We start from the raw sequence: 15,063 nt of genomic DNA on the forward strand, positions 1-15,063 counted from the left end.
AAAGGTAAATTCTTCTTGAATTGCCCGGAGTTCCCGAAAAAAGCTTTTAATTTCCCCTGATAAAGGTATAGAATGCGTATACATTGAAATTAGGACTACAGGATGCGGCAAAAGGTCCCTGTTTCCTATTGAAAGCTTACTTTTTACAGCTAATAGACAGCCACAGGGCCAAGAACGAAGCATAGGGGGCCATATTTATGGGGGATCAGCGTACAGAGATAATGGAAGAAATACAGGCGATGTATACTTCCTTATATAATGTTACTTTGCTAGTCGTTGACAGCCTGGGGCACGAAGCTGCTTTTGCCGACGGGGAAAATGAACTGTTTACAGCGCTCGATGCTGTCCCGGAGTCAGGGCTTAGAGATAAAATAAATCATATGTTTAAAGGAAAGCTAAACGCAAGAGAGCCTTTTTTCTACGATCTTTTTCCTGGGATTCATATAGCAGTAGTTCCGCTGCAAAAAAATGAAAGCCCAAATTATTTTTTGCTGGCTGGACTGCTGGTTGAAGAAGGGGCACAAAAAACAGTGGAAGCAAGTCTTGAATCGGCGTATGGAAAAACGGGGGGCTGGAAGGAAGTCATCAAACAGACACCGTCGTTTTATATCGAAGAAAGAGAAAAATGGCTTGGCCGTTTCCAAAAGGCTGCAAATGTTCTGGCGCTATGCTTTGACAGGCAGTCTTCATCCGAAAATCATACCATGTTAATGCACCAGGCCCTTCAGCGGCAATCTACGGAAGAATTACTGGAGCTGCTCATCGATGGTCTTGAAGAAGCAGAGGTGCTCGGGATGGCTGAAGAGGGGGAGGAGGGTGTATACGAAACGACGTGCGTGACAGGAAAGCATAGGGAGGCGTTGGAGACTCTTTCATTCCACCCCGGGGAAGGGCCGCTTGGCAAAGTGCTGCTGTCAGAGGAGCCTTTGTTTCTGGAAAATTTAAAGGAACGCCCCCAAAGTTATTTTTGGCAGCGCTACGGGCTTTCGCCTCTCTTGTTTTTTGCGCTGCCGATCCAGAAAACTAACGGAGCCTCCGCCGTCATCTTTGGAGGGAGCTTTTCCCGCAAGTTTTTATCCGCAAAGGGAAAAGAATTTTTACTCACCATGATTTCGGTAATAGAAGCTAAAGTGAAAACAGACTGGCTTGCAGAGGAAAATAATCGTCAAATTCAACAGCTGGGGTCCCTGGTCGAAATAGGCAGACTGATGGCGGCCAGCCCGGATATAAAAAAAATCAGCTATATACTTATAGATGCCAGCCTGAGCATGAGTCGGGGGACCTTCGCCATGCTGCTGTTGAAAAAGAAAGAACGCGGAAAATACCGGATGATTTCAAGAGGATATTCCAGGCAGGAGCTTGAGCTTTATGCAGAAAGCACAGCGGCAGAATACTTTTCTTCACAGGAGACAGAGCGTGAAAAAGTGAAGCAGGCAAAAACGCCGTGGAAGGAGCCGGTACTCGAGTGCCCTTTAATCTTTCAGGGGGAAATACTTGGAGTGCTCTGCGTAGGTACGCAGGAAGTGAGAACCCGGCAGGTGGAGGAATTTTTGGAAGCTCTCTCTGTAATCGGCGGTGTGTCCATGAAGCTTGCCGGGGAGGAGTCGGGGCTTAGCATGCACAAGCAGCTCGACGCCATGCATCTGGCGGTAAAACAATTTGATCCGGAAGCCTTTGCACTGTCGAGCCGCGCAGCGGAAATTGCTGAGCAGTATACTGCTAATGGAAACTTTTCTGTTTCCTTTGTATCCTCCATCACAGGGGCATGCAGGCTGTCTGCTTATTCCCCGGCGATCATTCAGGAATTAATGCCGGACAGCCAGGTTGGAGAAGTGTTGGAAAAAGGCCGTTCTCTCAAGGAAGGTGTTAACAGAGCACGTTTAAACACAGGGGCACAGGCTGAAGTATTTGCCATGACCATGGTGTATGCAGAAAGCGGGGACCGGAGGGAAATAAAAGCAATGACAAACATATCGGAAGAATGGAAGGATAGCTTTCTGAATTTCCTGGAGCAAACGTTCATCAACGACCAGGAGCTGTTTTTTCAGAATTCGGCAGAGGTGAAAGAAGAATCGGCGATTCCGGCAGTACCAAACAAATCGTCCCTCTCCTCCCGGGAACAGGAAGTGCTGGAGCTGATTATAAAAGGAGATAATAATCGCGAGATTGCTGAAAAGCTGTTTATTAGTGATCACACGGTAAAAAATCACGTTACGAAAATTTTCAAAAAGCTGGACGTGCCGGACCGGGCCCGGGCTATTTCGAAAGCGTATCAGGTAAAGTACGAGAGATTTTAAAATGAGTAAAAATAGGAGCATAAGTAGGAGTTATAACCTATTAAATATACCTTATAACAGGAACGTAAGGGGATATTTTACAATAAATTTACGAGGTATAATCAATTCATAAGCCAAAAGGCTTGATTCTAAAGAAGTGAGCGTGTTTAACAGGAGGTGCCAGGCATTTGAAGTTGGTAGTTCTTCAATCCAGACAGGTGATAGCGGAAAATGTGACAGGGGCATACAATTTTTATCAGCGATTCAGGGGATTAATGTTCAAAAAGCATTTCCCGGCTAGTTCCGGCCTTCATATTTCTCCTTGTCCATCGATTCACACCTTTTGGATGAAGTTCCCTGTAGATGTGCTCTATCTCAGCCGGGAGATGGAAGTGCTTGAGGTGGACGAAGAGCTGCGCCCAGGGAAAATCGGAAAAAAGGTAAAAGGTACTGCCTCGGTCATCGAGCTTCCTGCGGGAAGCATTCAGGCAGCAGATCTTGCACCCGGCGACATTCTTGCTCTTGAAGAAGCTTCCAGCCGGCAGATCAGTTGACTCGGTCCTCCCAGACAAGCAATTACTTACAATTAAAAGGAGAGTGTTCAGAATGGTCGAAATTTTTAAAAATTTGGTAGTGGAAGAAGAAGGACAGGGCATGACAGAGTACGGTTTAATTCTTGGGTTGATTGCTGTAGGTGTTATTGCAGCATTGGTTACTTTAGGAGAACAAATTGGTGGGTTCTTTACGGATCTTACAGAAAAGATTCCAGGTGGAGAAGGATAAGATAGACCCTCGACCCTCTAAAAGAGGGTCTTTTTCTTAACCAAGTCAAAACTGGAAGGAAGGGATGAAGCTTGGGACTTATCGACTGGATTCTAATTGGCGTATTACTTATATGTGCGATTACAGATATAAAAGAACGAAAAATCTATAATAAAGTGCTGTTTCCATCCATGCTGCTCGCATTCGTTTTCCACGGCGCAGTGTCTGGATGGGAAGGGCTGTTTCATTCCTTCCTTGGATTTTTGATTGGGTTTGCCCTTTTGTTTATTCCATACGCTATGGGCGGTATGGGAGCGGGCGATGTGAAGCTGCTAGCTCTTGTGGGAGCACTGAAGGGCGGCACATTCGTGCTGCAGTCCTTTATATTTATTGCGCTTCTCGGGGCCTTGATGGGACTGATCGTCCTGCTTCGCCACAAAAATATTTTGAAATCATTTTTTTACAGGCTGACTCATATAAAAAACGGAACGAAGATGCCGGGCGGCGGATTGTCGAAACAATCACTTTCGAAAACGTATCCTTACGGGGTAGCTATCGCGCTTGGCGCCGCTGTGAATTTATTTACAGAAGGGATGCTGTTTTAAATGTGGAGGCAGGAAGACGGACAGTCGCTCGTTGAATTTGCGCTCGTTCTTCCGCTTATTATCGCGCTGCTTATTGGAATGATTGATTTCGGGCGGGTGCTCTATACGCACCAGGAGCTCGAGCTCATTACCCAGGAAGCAGTTCGGATCGGCAGCTTCGGAGAAAGCGATGAAGCAATTAACAGTTACGTAACGGAGAATTTTGACAGCGGAAATCCGGCAGATCTTACCGTTACGGTAACGCCGGGAGATCGAAGCTCCGGGGAATACATGACGGTAGAGACGGCGTATCCGGCGTCCATTTTTAATTTGCTCGGTGATTATTCCATTCCCTACACGATCGAAACGAATTCAACAATAAGGGTGGAGTGACCTTTATGAAGACATGGATAAAAAATGAAAAGGGCAATGCGTTAATTCTTATGGCGATTGGCCTCGGAATAGCAACAGCGATGTGCGGTGTAGTCATTGATGGCGGACACTTATACAAAACGCAGAGCAGCCTGCAGAAAACAGTAAATGCAGCCGCTTTGTCCGGTGCTCAGGAACTGATGAATTCTGAAGAAGAAGTGTCCAACGTAGTGGATGAAGTGCTGGGAGCACACGGGGAGTCGGAAAGTTTATTTAATACAGACATTAAGGAAGAACAGTCGGTGCGGGTGGAGCTGGAACGTCCGACCGACGTGTTTTTTTCTTCTTTATTTGGAGTGGAAACAGTAGATATTAACGCAGCGGCTAATGTAGAGGTGGCTGCTATCGGTGAAGCGGCTGGGGCTGCGCCTTTTGGCATCAATGAAGAAACGGATCTGGTTTTTAACGAGACATATGATTTGAAGGTGGATTCGGGCGATTCCACAGGAGGAAACTTCGGCATACTGGCACTCGAAGGTCCGGGTGCTAAAACGTATGAGGAAACATTAAAGAATGGCTATGATGAACCTCTGCGTATTGGGGATGAAGTAGATACGCAGACAGGCAATATTTCAGGGCCTACTGAGCGTGGAGTCAATCACCGCATCGATAATTGCCCGGACGGCGACATATATGACCGCGACTGTGACAGAGTCATGCTTATTCCGGTATATGCTCCCATTGGAAATAAAGATAATTACCGGGAAGTGGAAATACGAGGATTTGCCTATTTTTACCTGGAGGAGCGAATGAGCAAGAATGACGATTCGGTCCGGGGGAGATTTATTCAACGGGTGGGCAAGGGTACTATAGTAGAAGGTAGTGCCAGCCGGGGGGCATATACAACCAGACTGACTCAGTAGGGACGGGATAACATGAGGCCAAAAAGATTGCTGCTGTTCGCTTTAATAGCCGGCGTGATAACGACGGTGATTTTCTACATATTTATTACAAGAGACGCACCAGAAGAAGCAGAAGAAACAGACGTACAGATGGTCGAAGTAGTAGCTGCCACAGAAGCGATTGACGAAGGAACGAGAATAACAGGGGACATGGTGGAAGCAGTGGAAATAGCGGAAGAGCAGATGCATCCGAATGCAGTCCGTGAGCCCGGAGATGTAACCGGCACCTACGCGAAATCGGATCTTGCGGATGAGGAAGTTATTCTCGAAAACCATTTTCAGAGCGCTGACGACAGTGATGCCCCGCTGGCCCAGCAGGTAGAAGAGGGAAGACGGGGAGTCTCGGTCAACGTGGATTATGAAGAATCCGTGTCGTATCTGCTGGAGCCGGACGACTATGTCGATGTTCTTTCCACCAGAATGAATGAAGATGCAGAAATGCAGACAGAGGTGCTGGTTGAAAGGGTCCGGGTTCTTGCAGTAGGCGAGCGCTTCCAGGAAACGTCAACCGCTGCGCCTGATGAAGAAGGAGAAGGAACGGAAGAAGAAACGACAGAATACCAGGCGGTGACGCTTGAGCTGACGCAGGAGGGCTCAGCACAAATCATCAACGCCAACCAGGATGATGGAGATCTCCATCTATCTATATACAGTCAGGCTACGGAGGGGGATGGACCGGGAGAATCGGCTGATAACGCCGTGGAGGTCACCGCCCCTTCAGTAGAAAATTCAGATGAAAACGACTCCACTGACAGTAATCAGGAAGCCGGGGAAACACCGGTACCTGAAGAAAATGATGACGGTTCTTCCGGAAAAGAAAATAATGAAACAGGCGGGGAAACAATACCACAGGATGAAACCCCGACAGAAACGGAAGAAAACAACTCTTCTGCAGATATTCAACAGGCAATAGAACTTTCACCGTACACGTATCGCGCCAATATCCGGGAATTCCCTAGCCTCGAAGCTCCTGTACTGGAAATCGTAGATAGCGGAACCCGTCTGGAATACACTAATCAGTTTGAACAGGACGAGGAAAACAGAACGTGGGTTTTTGTAGAATACGGGGAAGACGGCTCCGGGTGGATCAGCAACCGGATTACCCAGTTTGAGGAAAGCGGGGAGTAGAGCGTGGCACAAACAACTGATACCAGACCAATGCAGGGGAGAATGGCTGTTGTATGCAGTGCTTCCGGCGGCACAGGACGGACTATGCTGACGGCGAACCTCGCTGTTTATCTCGCTTCCCAGCACCAGAAAGTGACGGCTGTGGACGGGGATCTGCAGTTTGGGGATCTTGCGCTGGCACTGGATATCGATCCTTATTCCACCATTTTGGATGCAGCGAAGCCTGTACAAAAGGACCGTCTGCAGAATTTTTGTATCAAGCATGAAAAAGGATTCCACGTAATGGCAGCGCCGGCCCGACCGGAGTATGCCGATCTTATAGACGAGGCGCAGCTTTCTGCAGTAGGGGCTTCATTGAAAAACGACAATGATCTGGTAATAGTGGATGCGGCAGCCGGGCTGAATGACCGCAGCCTTTCTTTTATTGAACAGGCGGATGATATTTTCATCGTCACCACCAACGGTATGGCTTCATTAAAAAATACAAGCCTGATGATCGAAACCCTTAAAGCTCTGGGAATGAAGGATAAATGCAGCGTCGTGGTCAACCGGGCCACCGTCAAAGGTAAAATGACCGGGCAGGACTTTTCAGGTCTTTTTGCAGTAAAGGAAATCTTTTATCTCCCGGAGGACAGCAGCCGGGTGGTAACAGCAATGGACACCGGGGTGCCATTTGTAATTGACTATCCGAAAGCGGAAATTGTGAAAAGGATAAAGCATATAGGGCACACGCTTCTGCCCGTTCCAGAGGCAAAAGCTTCCTCTTCCAGCAGCCTCATCCATCGGCTGCTGCGTAAAACTAAATCGACACCGGGAGATGATCAATAATGGGGCTGATGAATCGCCTGGAAGCAAAAAATAAGCCCGAATCAACGGTCGTGCCATCCCAGGGAGAAAAGCGGAAAACCTCTGCGGAAGTGCCGCAGGAAAAACCGGAGCAGAAAGAAACGGTTAAGGAAAAGCCGGCAAAACCAGTCAGTCCCCCGGGCCATGCAGAAGTGAAAAGCCTGGTGTTTAAATACATCTTAAAGGAACGGAAAAATGACGATGTGGAAGACATCGTCCCGGAGCTTGAAGACATTATTTCGGAAGTGATTGAAGAAAACGAACAGCTTCCGCCAATCCGCGAACGGGGAGCCCTGATCGAAGATATTAAAAATGATTTAACAGGCTATGGGCCGATTAACCCGCTGCTGTTGGATGAAGACGTTTCAGAGGTTATGGTGAACGGCCCGGATAAAGTATATGTGGAACGGAACGGAAAGCTGACGCTCACAGATGTTGTATTTCGGGACAACGAACATGTGATGCAGGTGCTTGAAAAGATTGTGGCGCCTCTGGGACGGCGGGTGGATGAAAGCAGCCCGATGGTGGATGCACGCCTGCAGGACGGCTCCCGGGTGAATGCTATCATTCCCCCTCTTGCACTTGGGGGGCCTACTATAACGATAAGAAAATTTTCCAAGGACCCTTTTACGATCCATGACCTTGTGAACTTTGGTACGCTTACCAGCGAAATGGCAGATTTTATTGAAGCCTGTGTGCAGGCCAAGCTGAATATATTTGTCAGCGGGGGTACAGGATCCGGGAAAACAACAACGCTGAACGTGCTGTCCTCCTTTATCTCCAATGAAGATCGCATTGTAACGATTGAGGATGCCGCTGAGCTGCAACTAGGTCAGGAACACGTCGTTTCACTGGAAACGCGGCCGCCAAATATTGAAGGCAAAGGAGCCATATCCATCAGGGACCTGGTGAGAAATTCGTTGAGGATGCGTCCGGACCGAATTGTGATTGGGGAAGTCCGGAGCGGGGAGGCGCTCGATATGCTGCAGGCGATGAATACGGGGCACGACGGCTCTCTTGCCACAGGTCACGCGAACAGCCCGCGGGATATGCTTTCCCGGCTTGAAACAATGGTGCTGATGGCTGGGATGGATCTGCCGATAAGGGCGATACGTGAACAGATCGCAGGGGCTCTTGATGTTATCATTCAGCAGTCCCGTCTGCGGGACGGCACGCGCCGGATCACCAGCATTACAGAAGTTCAGGCAATGGAAGGCGATATTATCGTCCTGCAGGAAATATTTACGTTTCAGCAGGAAAGCGTTGATGACAACGGAAAAATCATCGGAAAACTTGTTCCGACCGGCGTCCGCCCGCATTTTTATGAACAGATGGAGCGCGGGGGCATCCATCTTCCATCCTCCCTGTTTACAGAACGGGTGGTGGACTAGAATGCTTTTACCCCTTCTGTTTGTAGGTGTATTTCTTACCTGTTTTCTTCTGCTCAGCGCCGGGAGCATGGCCATTTCCTCAGTTAATACCGGAGAAGAAAAGGCACCAGCAAAGCCGCTTTCTGTAAAAGGTGCTTTCCGTGAAGCGAATGAAAAGCTCAAGCTGCTTTTGATCCGTAAAAAAAAGCCGACAAGAAAAAAAGAGCTTCTGGAGCAGCAGCTGAGTGCGGGAGGGATCCCGGTAAAAGCTGAAGAATTCCGGGTGTTTCGCTGGTTTGCGGTAGTCATCAGTGGTGGGATATTTTATCTGCTCACAAATCTTATTGGGGCTTTGGCTATCGGAGGGGTGATCGGCTATGCTATTCCGTCGGTATGGCTGAAGAAAAAACAATCGAAGCGTCTGCAAAAATTTAATCAGATGCTTCCCGACATGCTGACGACAATCATTGGCTCTCTTCGTGCAGGTCATAGCTTCCAGCAGTCTCTCAAGATGGTCTCGGAGGAATCGGATCCGCCGATTAAAGAAGAAGTTCATTTAGTTCTGAAGGAAATCCAATACGGCAGCACTATGGAAGAGGCGTTGAACAACTGGAAACGGCGTATGCCGAGCGGGGATCTGGAGCTTCTTGTCGAAGCGCTGCTGATCCAGCGTCAGGTGGGGGGCAACCTTGCCTACCTGCTGGATAAAATTGTAGAGACGACACGGGAAAGGGAAAAAATAGCCAACCAGGTAAAGACGCTCACGGCTCAGGGGCGGCTTTCCGGGATTATTATCAGCCTTCTGCCGGTGGGGATTGGAGCCGTCATTTATGTGATAAATCCCGAGTATATAATGACTTTATTTATCGAACCAATCGGCAGAATTATGCTTGGCATAGCTGCAGTTGGCGGAGTCATAGGCTTTATCCTGGTCCGGAAAATTACAACGATTGAGGTGTAGAAATGGTCATCCTATATGCTGCTTTTTTTTCCTTTGTAACTCTCTCTGTCTACACCCTGCTCAGCTACCGCTTTGACAAAGCATACGTGATCGAGCGCCGGATTCAGACGTACTTTTATCCTGACCGGCAAGAAGAGCCAGAAGAAAATTCAACGTTTTACGAGCGCGTTGTGCAGCCTGGGTGGAAAAAGTTAAAAAAGCTTTATCAGCGCAGGATGAACCGTGGTAAAGTCACAGAGCTTGAACACCGGCTGCTGCAGGCAGGACGTCCCTTTGGATGGAACCCTGTAGATTTTAATATCTTCCGTGGAATTCTGATGGTTACTCTGCCTCTCGCGGCCGCTGTTTTTTTGTGGCTGGCCGGGGCACCAATGCTTCCAGCGGTCCTTATGACTGTTTTTGCTTTGGCCTTCGCCTGGTTCGTGCCGGGATATTATTTAAAAATGAAAGCCTCCAATCGAAACAAACAAGCTTTGAAAGAACTCCCCGATGTACTGGACCTCCTCACAATTTGTTTGGAATCAGGGCTCGGGTTTGACGCGGCCCTGAATAATGTAACCGCCAGGAAAAGCGGGGTTCTGATTGATGAATTTAAAGTCTGCCTGGAAGAGCTCCGGCTCGGCCGGACGAGAAAAGACGCGCTGAACGGTATGAAGGAAAGACTCACAGTCGATGAACTGAACGCTTTTATATATAATATCATTCAGGCGGAAAAGCTTGGTATTGGAATGGTAAATGTATTAAAGGTTCAGGCGGAGGATGTGCGGGAAGGCCGGCGTCAACGCGCGGAGGAAGCAGCGATGAAAGCGCCGATCAAGATGATGTTCCCTCTTGTCCTGTTTATATTTCCCACGTTATTTATCGTGCTTCTCGGTCCGGCTATTTTGCAGTTTATGGATGCATTTTAAAAAGAGTCTCTTCCTTAAGCGGAAAAGACTCCTTTTTTGTGTTTAAAAATAAACGATATATACGATTGCAGCTAATACAATGCGGTACAAAGCAAATGGAATCAGGCGGATCCTGTTGATAAGCTTCAGGAAAAATGTGATCGACACCAAGGCGAATAAAAAGGCACTGACAAAGCCGACAGCAAAAAATGGCATCATGCCGGCGGTGAAATATTCCCATTTACTCGCAAGAGAAACGGCGCTTGCTCCGAGCATAATTGGCACAGCCATAATAAATGTAAAGTCAGCTGCTGCCCGGTGGCTTAGCCCGAGGAGAACACCGCCGGAAATCGTAGACCCCGAACGGGAAAAGCCGGGCCAAAGCGACAAACACTGAATGAAGCCGATCAGAAGGGCCTTTTTATATGTAATAAGGTCTACGCTTTGAATAACCTGTTTTGGCTGGAACAAATCAGCAGCAATCATGAGAAAGGCGCCGATTACCAGACCTATCAGAACAGTGCGCGCGGAAAAAAGGTGCTCATCAATAAAGTCTTCAAACAAAAGACCGAGAATGCCTGCAGGCAGCAGACCGACAATGATATGACTTAAACGAAGTTTTCTGTGTGAGGCCTCTGTTTTTTTGGAAAATCCAAGCAGGTCCCGGAAACGCTGGCGAAACACAACGATAACTGCCAGAATCGATCCCAGCTGGATAACCACTTTAAAGGTATTGGCCACCTCGGTACCTAAAAACTCGTGGGACCGGAGCCAAATGTCGTCGACAATGATCATATGACCAGTCGAAGACACAGGGGCAAACTCGGTAAGCCCTTCAACGATACCCAACAGCAGCGCCACAAACAGTTCCCACATACTCATATTCTGATTTACCTTCCACTTTCTTTGCTTCTTTTTCTGTTCCTGCAGAAAAAGTTTTCGATTTTTACAGCTACTTTCAGATTATCACGTTTTTTGGGAAAAGCTACTAAAAGTTTACGTGCTTAAAGTACTGATGCATCAGTATTATACAAGCAAAAACCCGGAGAATTACTCTCCGGGTTCAAGTGTATTAGTCTTCCTCTTCTTCCTCTTCTTTTACGACGCGTACGCGTTTGATCTGATTGTTATCCATTGTCAGCACTTCAAAATGAAGATTTTCATACTGGAGAGTTTCTCCTTCTTCAGGAATATGATCAAATTCCCGGTACAGCAGCCCGGCAATGATATCCTCTTCTTCTTCCACTCTGGTATTAAAAATTTCGTTGAAGCGGCTGATGGCGAGCTTCCCATCACAGATAATAACCTCGTCGGTCAGCTCCTCAATAAGCTGCTCAGAGCGGGTATCGTGCTCGTCTTCAATCTCCTGGCCGATCATCCCTTCGATAATGTCCTCCTGGGTGACCATACCCATCGTACCGCCGTATTCATCGAGCACGACGGCAAGGTGCTTCTGCTCATTAAGCATTCGTTTGAACACGTTGTCGACAGAATTGGTCTCTACTACATACAAAGGGTTGTTATCAATAAAATCATTAAGGGTTTTGTCGCTTTGTTCGGCCCAGATAAGCAGCAGCTTAGCATGAAAAACACCGACGATATGATCCATATTATCGTTATACACCGGGTACCGAGTGTGATTGTGATTGATGGTAATGTCCCGCACTTCCTGAAAATCGCTTTCGATTGGGATGCCGGTAATCTCCATACGCGGAACCTTCAATACGTCACGTATATCCTTACGGTAAAAATCAATTACACGCTTAATCCGGTCCTGTTCCTGCTTTTCAAATGTCCCTTCCGAAGAGGCTACGTCGACCATGGTTTTGATCTCTTCACGAGAATATGTCTGTGAAGGCCCTTCGCCCCGGGTAATCAGTTTGATTACCCCGCGTGTGAAAGAATTCAGTAAAAATGTGAGCGGCTTAAAAATGAATACGAGCACCGCAATCACCGGGGCTACTATGTAGGCCACCTTATCGGCAAAGGTAGCAGCAATAGATTTAGGCAGAACTTCTGCGAAAATGATAAGCACAAATGTCAAAATAGCAGTAGCGATACCGACAGAAAAATTGTAATTCAGGGCAAGCACGGTAACGAGGGTAGGAAGCATAATATTGGAAATGTTATTTCCGATCAGGATGGCTGTGATTAACTCATCCGGTTTTCTCGTCAGCCTTAATAAATTTTTCGCCCGTTTATCGTTTTCGTCGGCGCGGGACTGCATTCGCGCCCGGTTTGCTGCTGTTAAAGCTGTTTCGCTTCCGGATAAAAAGAAGGAAACGAATAAAAATAATATAATAACCGCTATCATAAGTACCCTCCACTGGCGTCTTCTTCATATTTTATTTCCTGGCTGCAGTAAATTAAACGTTTCAAACAACTATCCAACATTAAAAATAACATAAAAGCGTCCGGTAAGATTTAAATATGCAAAAAGATTTTCTGCTCAATTTTGCTTTTAATAAAAATAAAAAAGAATAGAAGAAGAAGGACAATAAAAAAATGTTGACTTTCATTTGTGTAAGCCTTTACAATTAAAAATACAAATAAAAACAACATAAACAAACAAAAAAGCGATGATTAAATGAATGATTTTTTGTTTGTTGTAAGGAGGTCAGCTGAAAAGTCTGTAATTTTTAAGGAGGAAACGGAATGAAAAAAGTGGAAAGAGGCAGTCTGGCTGCTACCCTTTCGGTGTCCATGTCGAATTACCTCGAAGCAGGATCAATTGTAGCCGGGGCTGCCGGGCTCACTCTCTGGGTTCAGTATCTGGGCCTTACAGATGCCACTGTAGGACTGCTCGGAGCGCTCAGTGCCAACGGGTTCGGTGCTGCGCTTGGGGCGCTTGTCAGCGGCTTTTTAGTCGATAGATATGGGAGAAAGTTTATTTATAAGTATAATCTGCTGGTTTACATGCTCGGTATTCTACTAATTGTTTTCTCTTTTTCCTTTCCGATGCTTCTTATCGGTTACGTGATTACCGGTATTTCCGTTGGTGCGGGAATTCCGCCTTCCTGGACGTACATTGCTGAGGAAGCGCCGGAAAAAGAACGGGCAGCACGTGTCGGCTGGGGACAGTTTGCCTGGTCAATGGGCCCTGCGGTCGTCTTTATATTGTCCGTAATCCTGGCCCCATTAGGACTGCTTGGAAGCCGGATTATTTTCTTTCAGCTTTTTGTAATCGCTTTTATCACCTGGCTCTTTCAGCGGAAAATTGAAGAGTCCGCGATTTGGGAAAAACAAAAGAAAGAAGATCGTGCAAAAAATAAAGGCGGGATCTTCAGCAAAGAAAACATGAAAGAGCTGTTTACGAATCGTGCCAACCTGCATGCGATCACGCTGCTTGTCGGTGTGTATACATTTTGGAATATGGTTGCCGGCGTAATGGGTTATTTTATGCCGTATATTTACGAAACGGTAGGAGGGCTTTCGGGAGCCCAGGCTAATCTCCTGCAGGCTTTTCTCTGGGGACTGACCGTATTATCCACCTATTTTGTATTCATTAAACTAGGCGACAGAGTAAACCGTAAGCTTATCTTTGGAGTAAGTGCCGTGATGGGTATTGTAGCCTGGACAGTACTTTCATTCGGTGGCATGGGTACTTTAGAATTGCTCGTTTTCGTTATTCTCTGGGGACTTGCAGCAGGCTTTGGTGCACAGGCATTTTACGGTCTGTGGTCAGCCGAGCTGTTTCATACAAAATACCGTGCAGCGGCCCAGGGACTTCTCTTCTGTACTGCCCGGGTATTTGTCGGCTTGATTTCGCTCGCGATCCCAACGTTGATTACGGTGTTTGGTTTTCAGACAGCCGGGGCGATTATGATCGGATTTTTGGTAGTGCATATGGTGGTGGGATTAACCCTTGCGCCGGAAACACGCAACAAATCGCTTGAGGAAATACAGCTCGAACGATACGGGACAACCGAAGAAGCAGAAATAAAAGAAGACCTGGTTAAATAAGCAAGTGTTACTGAAGGAAGGGGAATTTATTTTTTCCTTCCTTCTATTGTTAAGGGCAGGAATCTCCTGAAATAAAACGGCTGAAGAAAGGACCATGAGTATGAAGCGTTTGGCGTTCATTATGTACGTGTACCCGGAAAAAGTAGAGGAATATATTAAAAAGCACGATCAGCTCTGGCCGGAAATGAAAAAGGCGTTAAAGGAGCACGGGGCAGCCAACTATTCGATTTTCCTTGAAAAAGAAACGAGCAGGCTGTTTGCTTATCTTGAAATAGAGAGTGAAGAACGATGGCAGCAGATGGCATCGACCTCCATCAATCAAAAGTGGTGGGAAGCAATGGCGCCGTTAATGGAAACAAACAAAGATAACAGCCCGATTACCACTCCGCTTGAAGAAGTATTTCATCTCGATTGAAAAATCACGGCCTTCTTTCCGCTGAAAAAAACCTATCAGCGGAGTTTTTTTGTTCAAAATCCTGAAAAACGGGAATAGAAAAGTATAAAGATGATAGCCTTCAAACCCACATATAAGACATGAGGGGGAATGCGGATGAATAGCCGCTTATGTGAACGGAAGATCATAAAGTAAATGGTGCAGAAAACCCTGGTTCAGTCGTGTGATAAAACTCAGCTGTAAAAAGGGGGAGTACCAATGAACCGCCGATTGATTGATGAAGAGTATGAACGTGAAATAGACCGCATGGTGAACGAAGGCGGCTATATTCCTGTGGAAATGGATTTTATAAAAAAACGGGCTAAAGTTAACAGGGAAAAAAATGAAAGCACTCAGGAGAAGCAGAAAAAAGAAACTGATGATTCTAAAGAAAAAGCATAAATATAATAGTGAGAAGAACAGCTGCCGCCGGCAGCTGTTCTTTCAGGCTGTCGAGAAAGTCTCCTTTCTCGACAGTTTTTTTGTAGGCAAGCGCCCCGAAGGGTCGTATACTAAAAA

General features: G+C 46.8%; 16 protein-coding genes. 14 read left to right on the forward strand and 2 right to left on the reverse strand.

Features of this window, described 5'->3' with window-relative positions; translation table 11 throughout:
• Positions 1-197: 197 nt before the first annotated feature.
• From ACTRXG_RS14655 to ACTRXG_RS14705, 11 genes are all read left to right on the forward strand, one after another.
• Positions 198-2,297, forward strand: coding sequence for a LuxR C-terminal-related transcriptional regulator (locus ACTRXG_RS14655; RefSeq protein ID WP_474285659.1), 2,100 nt, complete (start codon positions 198-200; stop codon positions 2,295-2,297).
• 167 nt (positions 2,298-2,464) lie between these two features.
• Positions 2,465-2,830: a DUF192 domain-containing protein gene (locus ACTRXG_RS14660; protein WP_474285661.1), complete on the forward strand. Its 366-nt coding sequence runs from the start codon at positions 2,465-2,467 to the stop codon at positions 2,828-2,830.
• Positions 2,831-2,882: 52 nt separating this feature from the next.
• The gene (locus ACTRXG_RS14665; protein WP_474285662.1) at positions 2,883-3,059 is read left to right on the forward strand and encodes a Flp family type IVb pilin; all 177 of its coding nucleotides are present in this window, start codon (positions 2,883-2,885) and stop codon (positions 3,057-3,059) included.
• A gap of 71 nt (positions 3,060-3,130) precedes the next feature.
• On the forward strand, positions 3,131-3,643 hold the full coding sequence (locus ACTRXG_RS14670; protein ID WP_474285663.1) for an A24 family peptidase: 513 nt from the start codon (positions 3,131-3,133) through the stop codon (positions 3,641-3,643).
• Positions 3,644-4,015 (forward strand): TadE/TadG family type IV pilus assembly protein, encoded by a 372-nt coding sequence (locus ACTRXG_RS14675; RefSeq protein WP_474262851.1) that lies wholly within the window; start codon positions 3,644-3,646, stop codon positions 4,013-4,015.
• 5 nt (positions 4,016-4,020) lie between these two features.
• Positions 4,021-4,917 (forward strand): pilus assembly protein TadG-related protein, encoded by an 897-nt coding sequence (locus tag ACTRXG_RS14680; RefSeq protein WP_474285664.1) that lies wholly within the window; start codon positions 4,021-4,023, stop codon positions 4,915-4,917.
• 12 nt (positions 4,918-4,929) lie between these two features.
• Entirely contained in the window at positions 4,930-6,084 is a 1,155-nt protein-coding gene (cpaB, locus tag ACTRXG_RS14685; RefSeq protein ID WP_474285665.1) for a Flp pilus assembly protein CpaB, read from the forward strand.
• Positions 6,085-6,087: 3 nt separating this feature from the next.
• A complete protein-coding gene (locus ACTRXG_RS14690) occupies positions 6,088-6,912 on the forward strand; it encodes a CpaE/TadZ family protein (RefSeq protein ID WP_474285666.1) in 825 nt (274 codons plus the stop codon).
• Positions 6,912-8,321 carry a CpaF family protein gene (locus tag ACTRXG_RS14695; RefSeq protein WP_474285667.1) on the forward strand — a complete coding sequence of 470 codons (1,410 nt, stop codon included), beginning with the start codon at positions 6,912-6,914 and terminating at the stop codon, positions 8,319-8,321. The genes ACTRXG_RS14690 and ACTRXG_RS14695 overlap by 1 nt, the downstream gene beginning before the upstream one ends.
• A 1-nt stretch (position 8,322) precedes the next feature.
• Entirely contained in the window at positions 8,323-9,261 is a 939-nt protein-coding gene (locus ACTRXG_RS14700; protein ID WP_474285669.1) for a type II secretion system F family protein, read from the forward strand.
• Positions 9,262-9,263: 2 nt separating this feature from the next.
• On the forward strand, positions 9,264-10,169 hold the full coding sequence (locus ACTRXG_RS14705) for a type II secretion system F family protein (RefSeq protein WP_474285671.1): 906 nt from the start codon (positions 9,264-9,266) through the stop codon (positions 10,167-10,169).
• A 42-nt stretch (positions 10,170-10,211) separates the two neighbouring features.
• Here ACTRXG_RS14705 and ACTRXG_RS14710 read toward each other — a convergent pair whose 3' ends face one another.
• Positions 10,212-11,030: an undecaprenyl-diphosphate phosphatase gene (locus tag ACTRXG_RS14710; protein ID WP_474281535.1), complete on the reverse strand. Its 819-nt coding sequence runs from the start codon at positions 11,028-11,030 to the stop codon at positions 10,212-10,214.
• A 190-nt stretch (positions 11,031-11,220) separates the two neighbouring features.
• The gene (locus tag ACTRXG_RS14715) at positions 11,221-12,462 is read right to left on the reverse strand and encodes a hemolysin family protein (protein ID WP_474285672.1); all 1,242 of its coding nucleotides are present in this window, start codon (positions 12,460-12,462) and stop codon (positions 11,221-11,223) included.
• A 341-nt stretch (positions 12,463-12,803) separates the two neighbouring features.
• Between ACTRXG_RS14715 and ACTRXG_RS14720 the strand changes: the two genes are divergently transcribed.
• From ACTRXG_RS14720 to ACTRXG_RS14730, 3 genes are all read left to right on the forward strand, one after another.
• The gene (locus ACTRXG_RS14720; protein WP_474262870.1) at positions 12,804-14,111 is read left to right on the forward strand and encodes an MFS transporter; all 1,308 of its coding nucleotides are present in this window, start codon (positions 12,804-12,806) and stop codon (positions 14,109-14,111) included.
• Between the two features lie 100 nt (positions 14,112-14,211).
• Positions 14,212-14,526: an L-rhamnose mutarotase gene (gene rhaM / locus ACTRXG_RS14725; protein ID WP_474285673.1), complete on the forward strand. Its 315-nt coding sequence runs from the start codon at positions 14,212-14,214 to the stop codon at positions 14,524-14,526.
• A 237-nt stretch (positions 14,527-14,763) separates the two neighbouring features.
• Positions 14,764-14,946, forward strand: a complete 183-nt coding sequence (locus ACTRXG_RS14730; RefSeq protein ID WP_474285675.1) for a hypothetical protein — start codon at positions 14,764-14,766, stop codon at positions 14,944-14,946.
• Positions 14,947-15,063: the final 117 nt, after the last annotated feature.

The sequence above is a fragment of the Marinococcus sp. LNSP9103-4 genome (assembly GCF_056034345.1).

Bases quoted from the DNA above. Each gene is read 5' to 3' on its own strand.
- ACTRXG_RS14655 (WP_474285659.1), top strand. From the start codon at position 198: ATGGGGGATCAGCGTACAGAGATAATGGAAGAAATACAGGCGATGTAT.
- ACTRXG_RS14665 (WP_474285662.1), top strand. From the start codon at position 2,883: ATGGTCGAAATTTTTAAAAATTTGGTAGTGGAAGAAGAAGGACAGGGC.
- ACTRXG_RS14675 (WP_474262851.1), top strand. From the start codon at position 3,644: ATGTGGAGGCAGGAAGACGGACAGTCGCTCGTTGAATTTGCGCTCGTT.
- ACTRXG_RS14680 (WP_474285664.1), top strand. From the start codon at position 4,021: ATGAAGACATGGATAAAAAATGAAAAGGGCAATGCGTTAATTCTTATG.
- cpaB (WP_474285665.1), top strand. From the start codon at position 4,930: ATGAGGCCAAAAAGATTGCTGCTGTTCGCTTTAATAGCCGGCGTGATA.
- ACTRXG_RS14695 (WP_474285667.1), top strand. From the start codon at position 6,912: ATGGGGCTGATGAATCGCCTGGAAGCAAAAAATAAGCCCGAATCAACG.
- ACTRXG_RS14700 (WP_474285669.1), top strand. From the start codon at position 8,323: ATGCTTTTACCCCTTCTGTTTGTAGGTGTATTTCTTACCTGTTTTCTT.
- ACTRXG_RS14705 (WP_474285671.1), top strand. From the start codon at position 9,264: ATGGTCATCCTATATGCTGCTTTTTTTTCCTTTGTAACTCTCTCTGTC.
- ACTRXG_RS14710 (WP_474281535.1), bottom strand. From the start codon at position 11,030: ATGAGTATGTGGGAACTGTTTGTGGCGCTGCTGTTGGGTATCGTTGAA.
- ACTRXG_RS14715 (WP_474285672.1), bottom strand. From the start codon at position 12,462: ATGATAGCGGTTATTATATTATTTTTATTCGTTTCCTTCTTTTTATCC.
- ACTRXG_RS14720 (WP_474262870.1), top strand. From the start codon at position 12,804: ATGAAAAAAGTGGAAAGAGGCAGTCTGGCTGCTACCCTTTCGGTGTCC.
- rhaM (WP_474285673.1), top strand. From the start codon at position 14,212: ATGAAGCGTTTGGCGTTCATTATGTACGTGTACCCGGAAAAAGTAGAG.
- ACTRXG_RS14730 (WP_474285675.1), top strand. From the start codon at position 14,764: ATGAACCGCCGATTGATTGATGAAGAGTATGAACGTGAAATAGACCGC.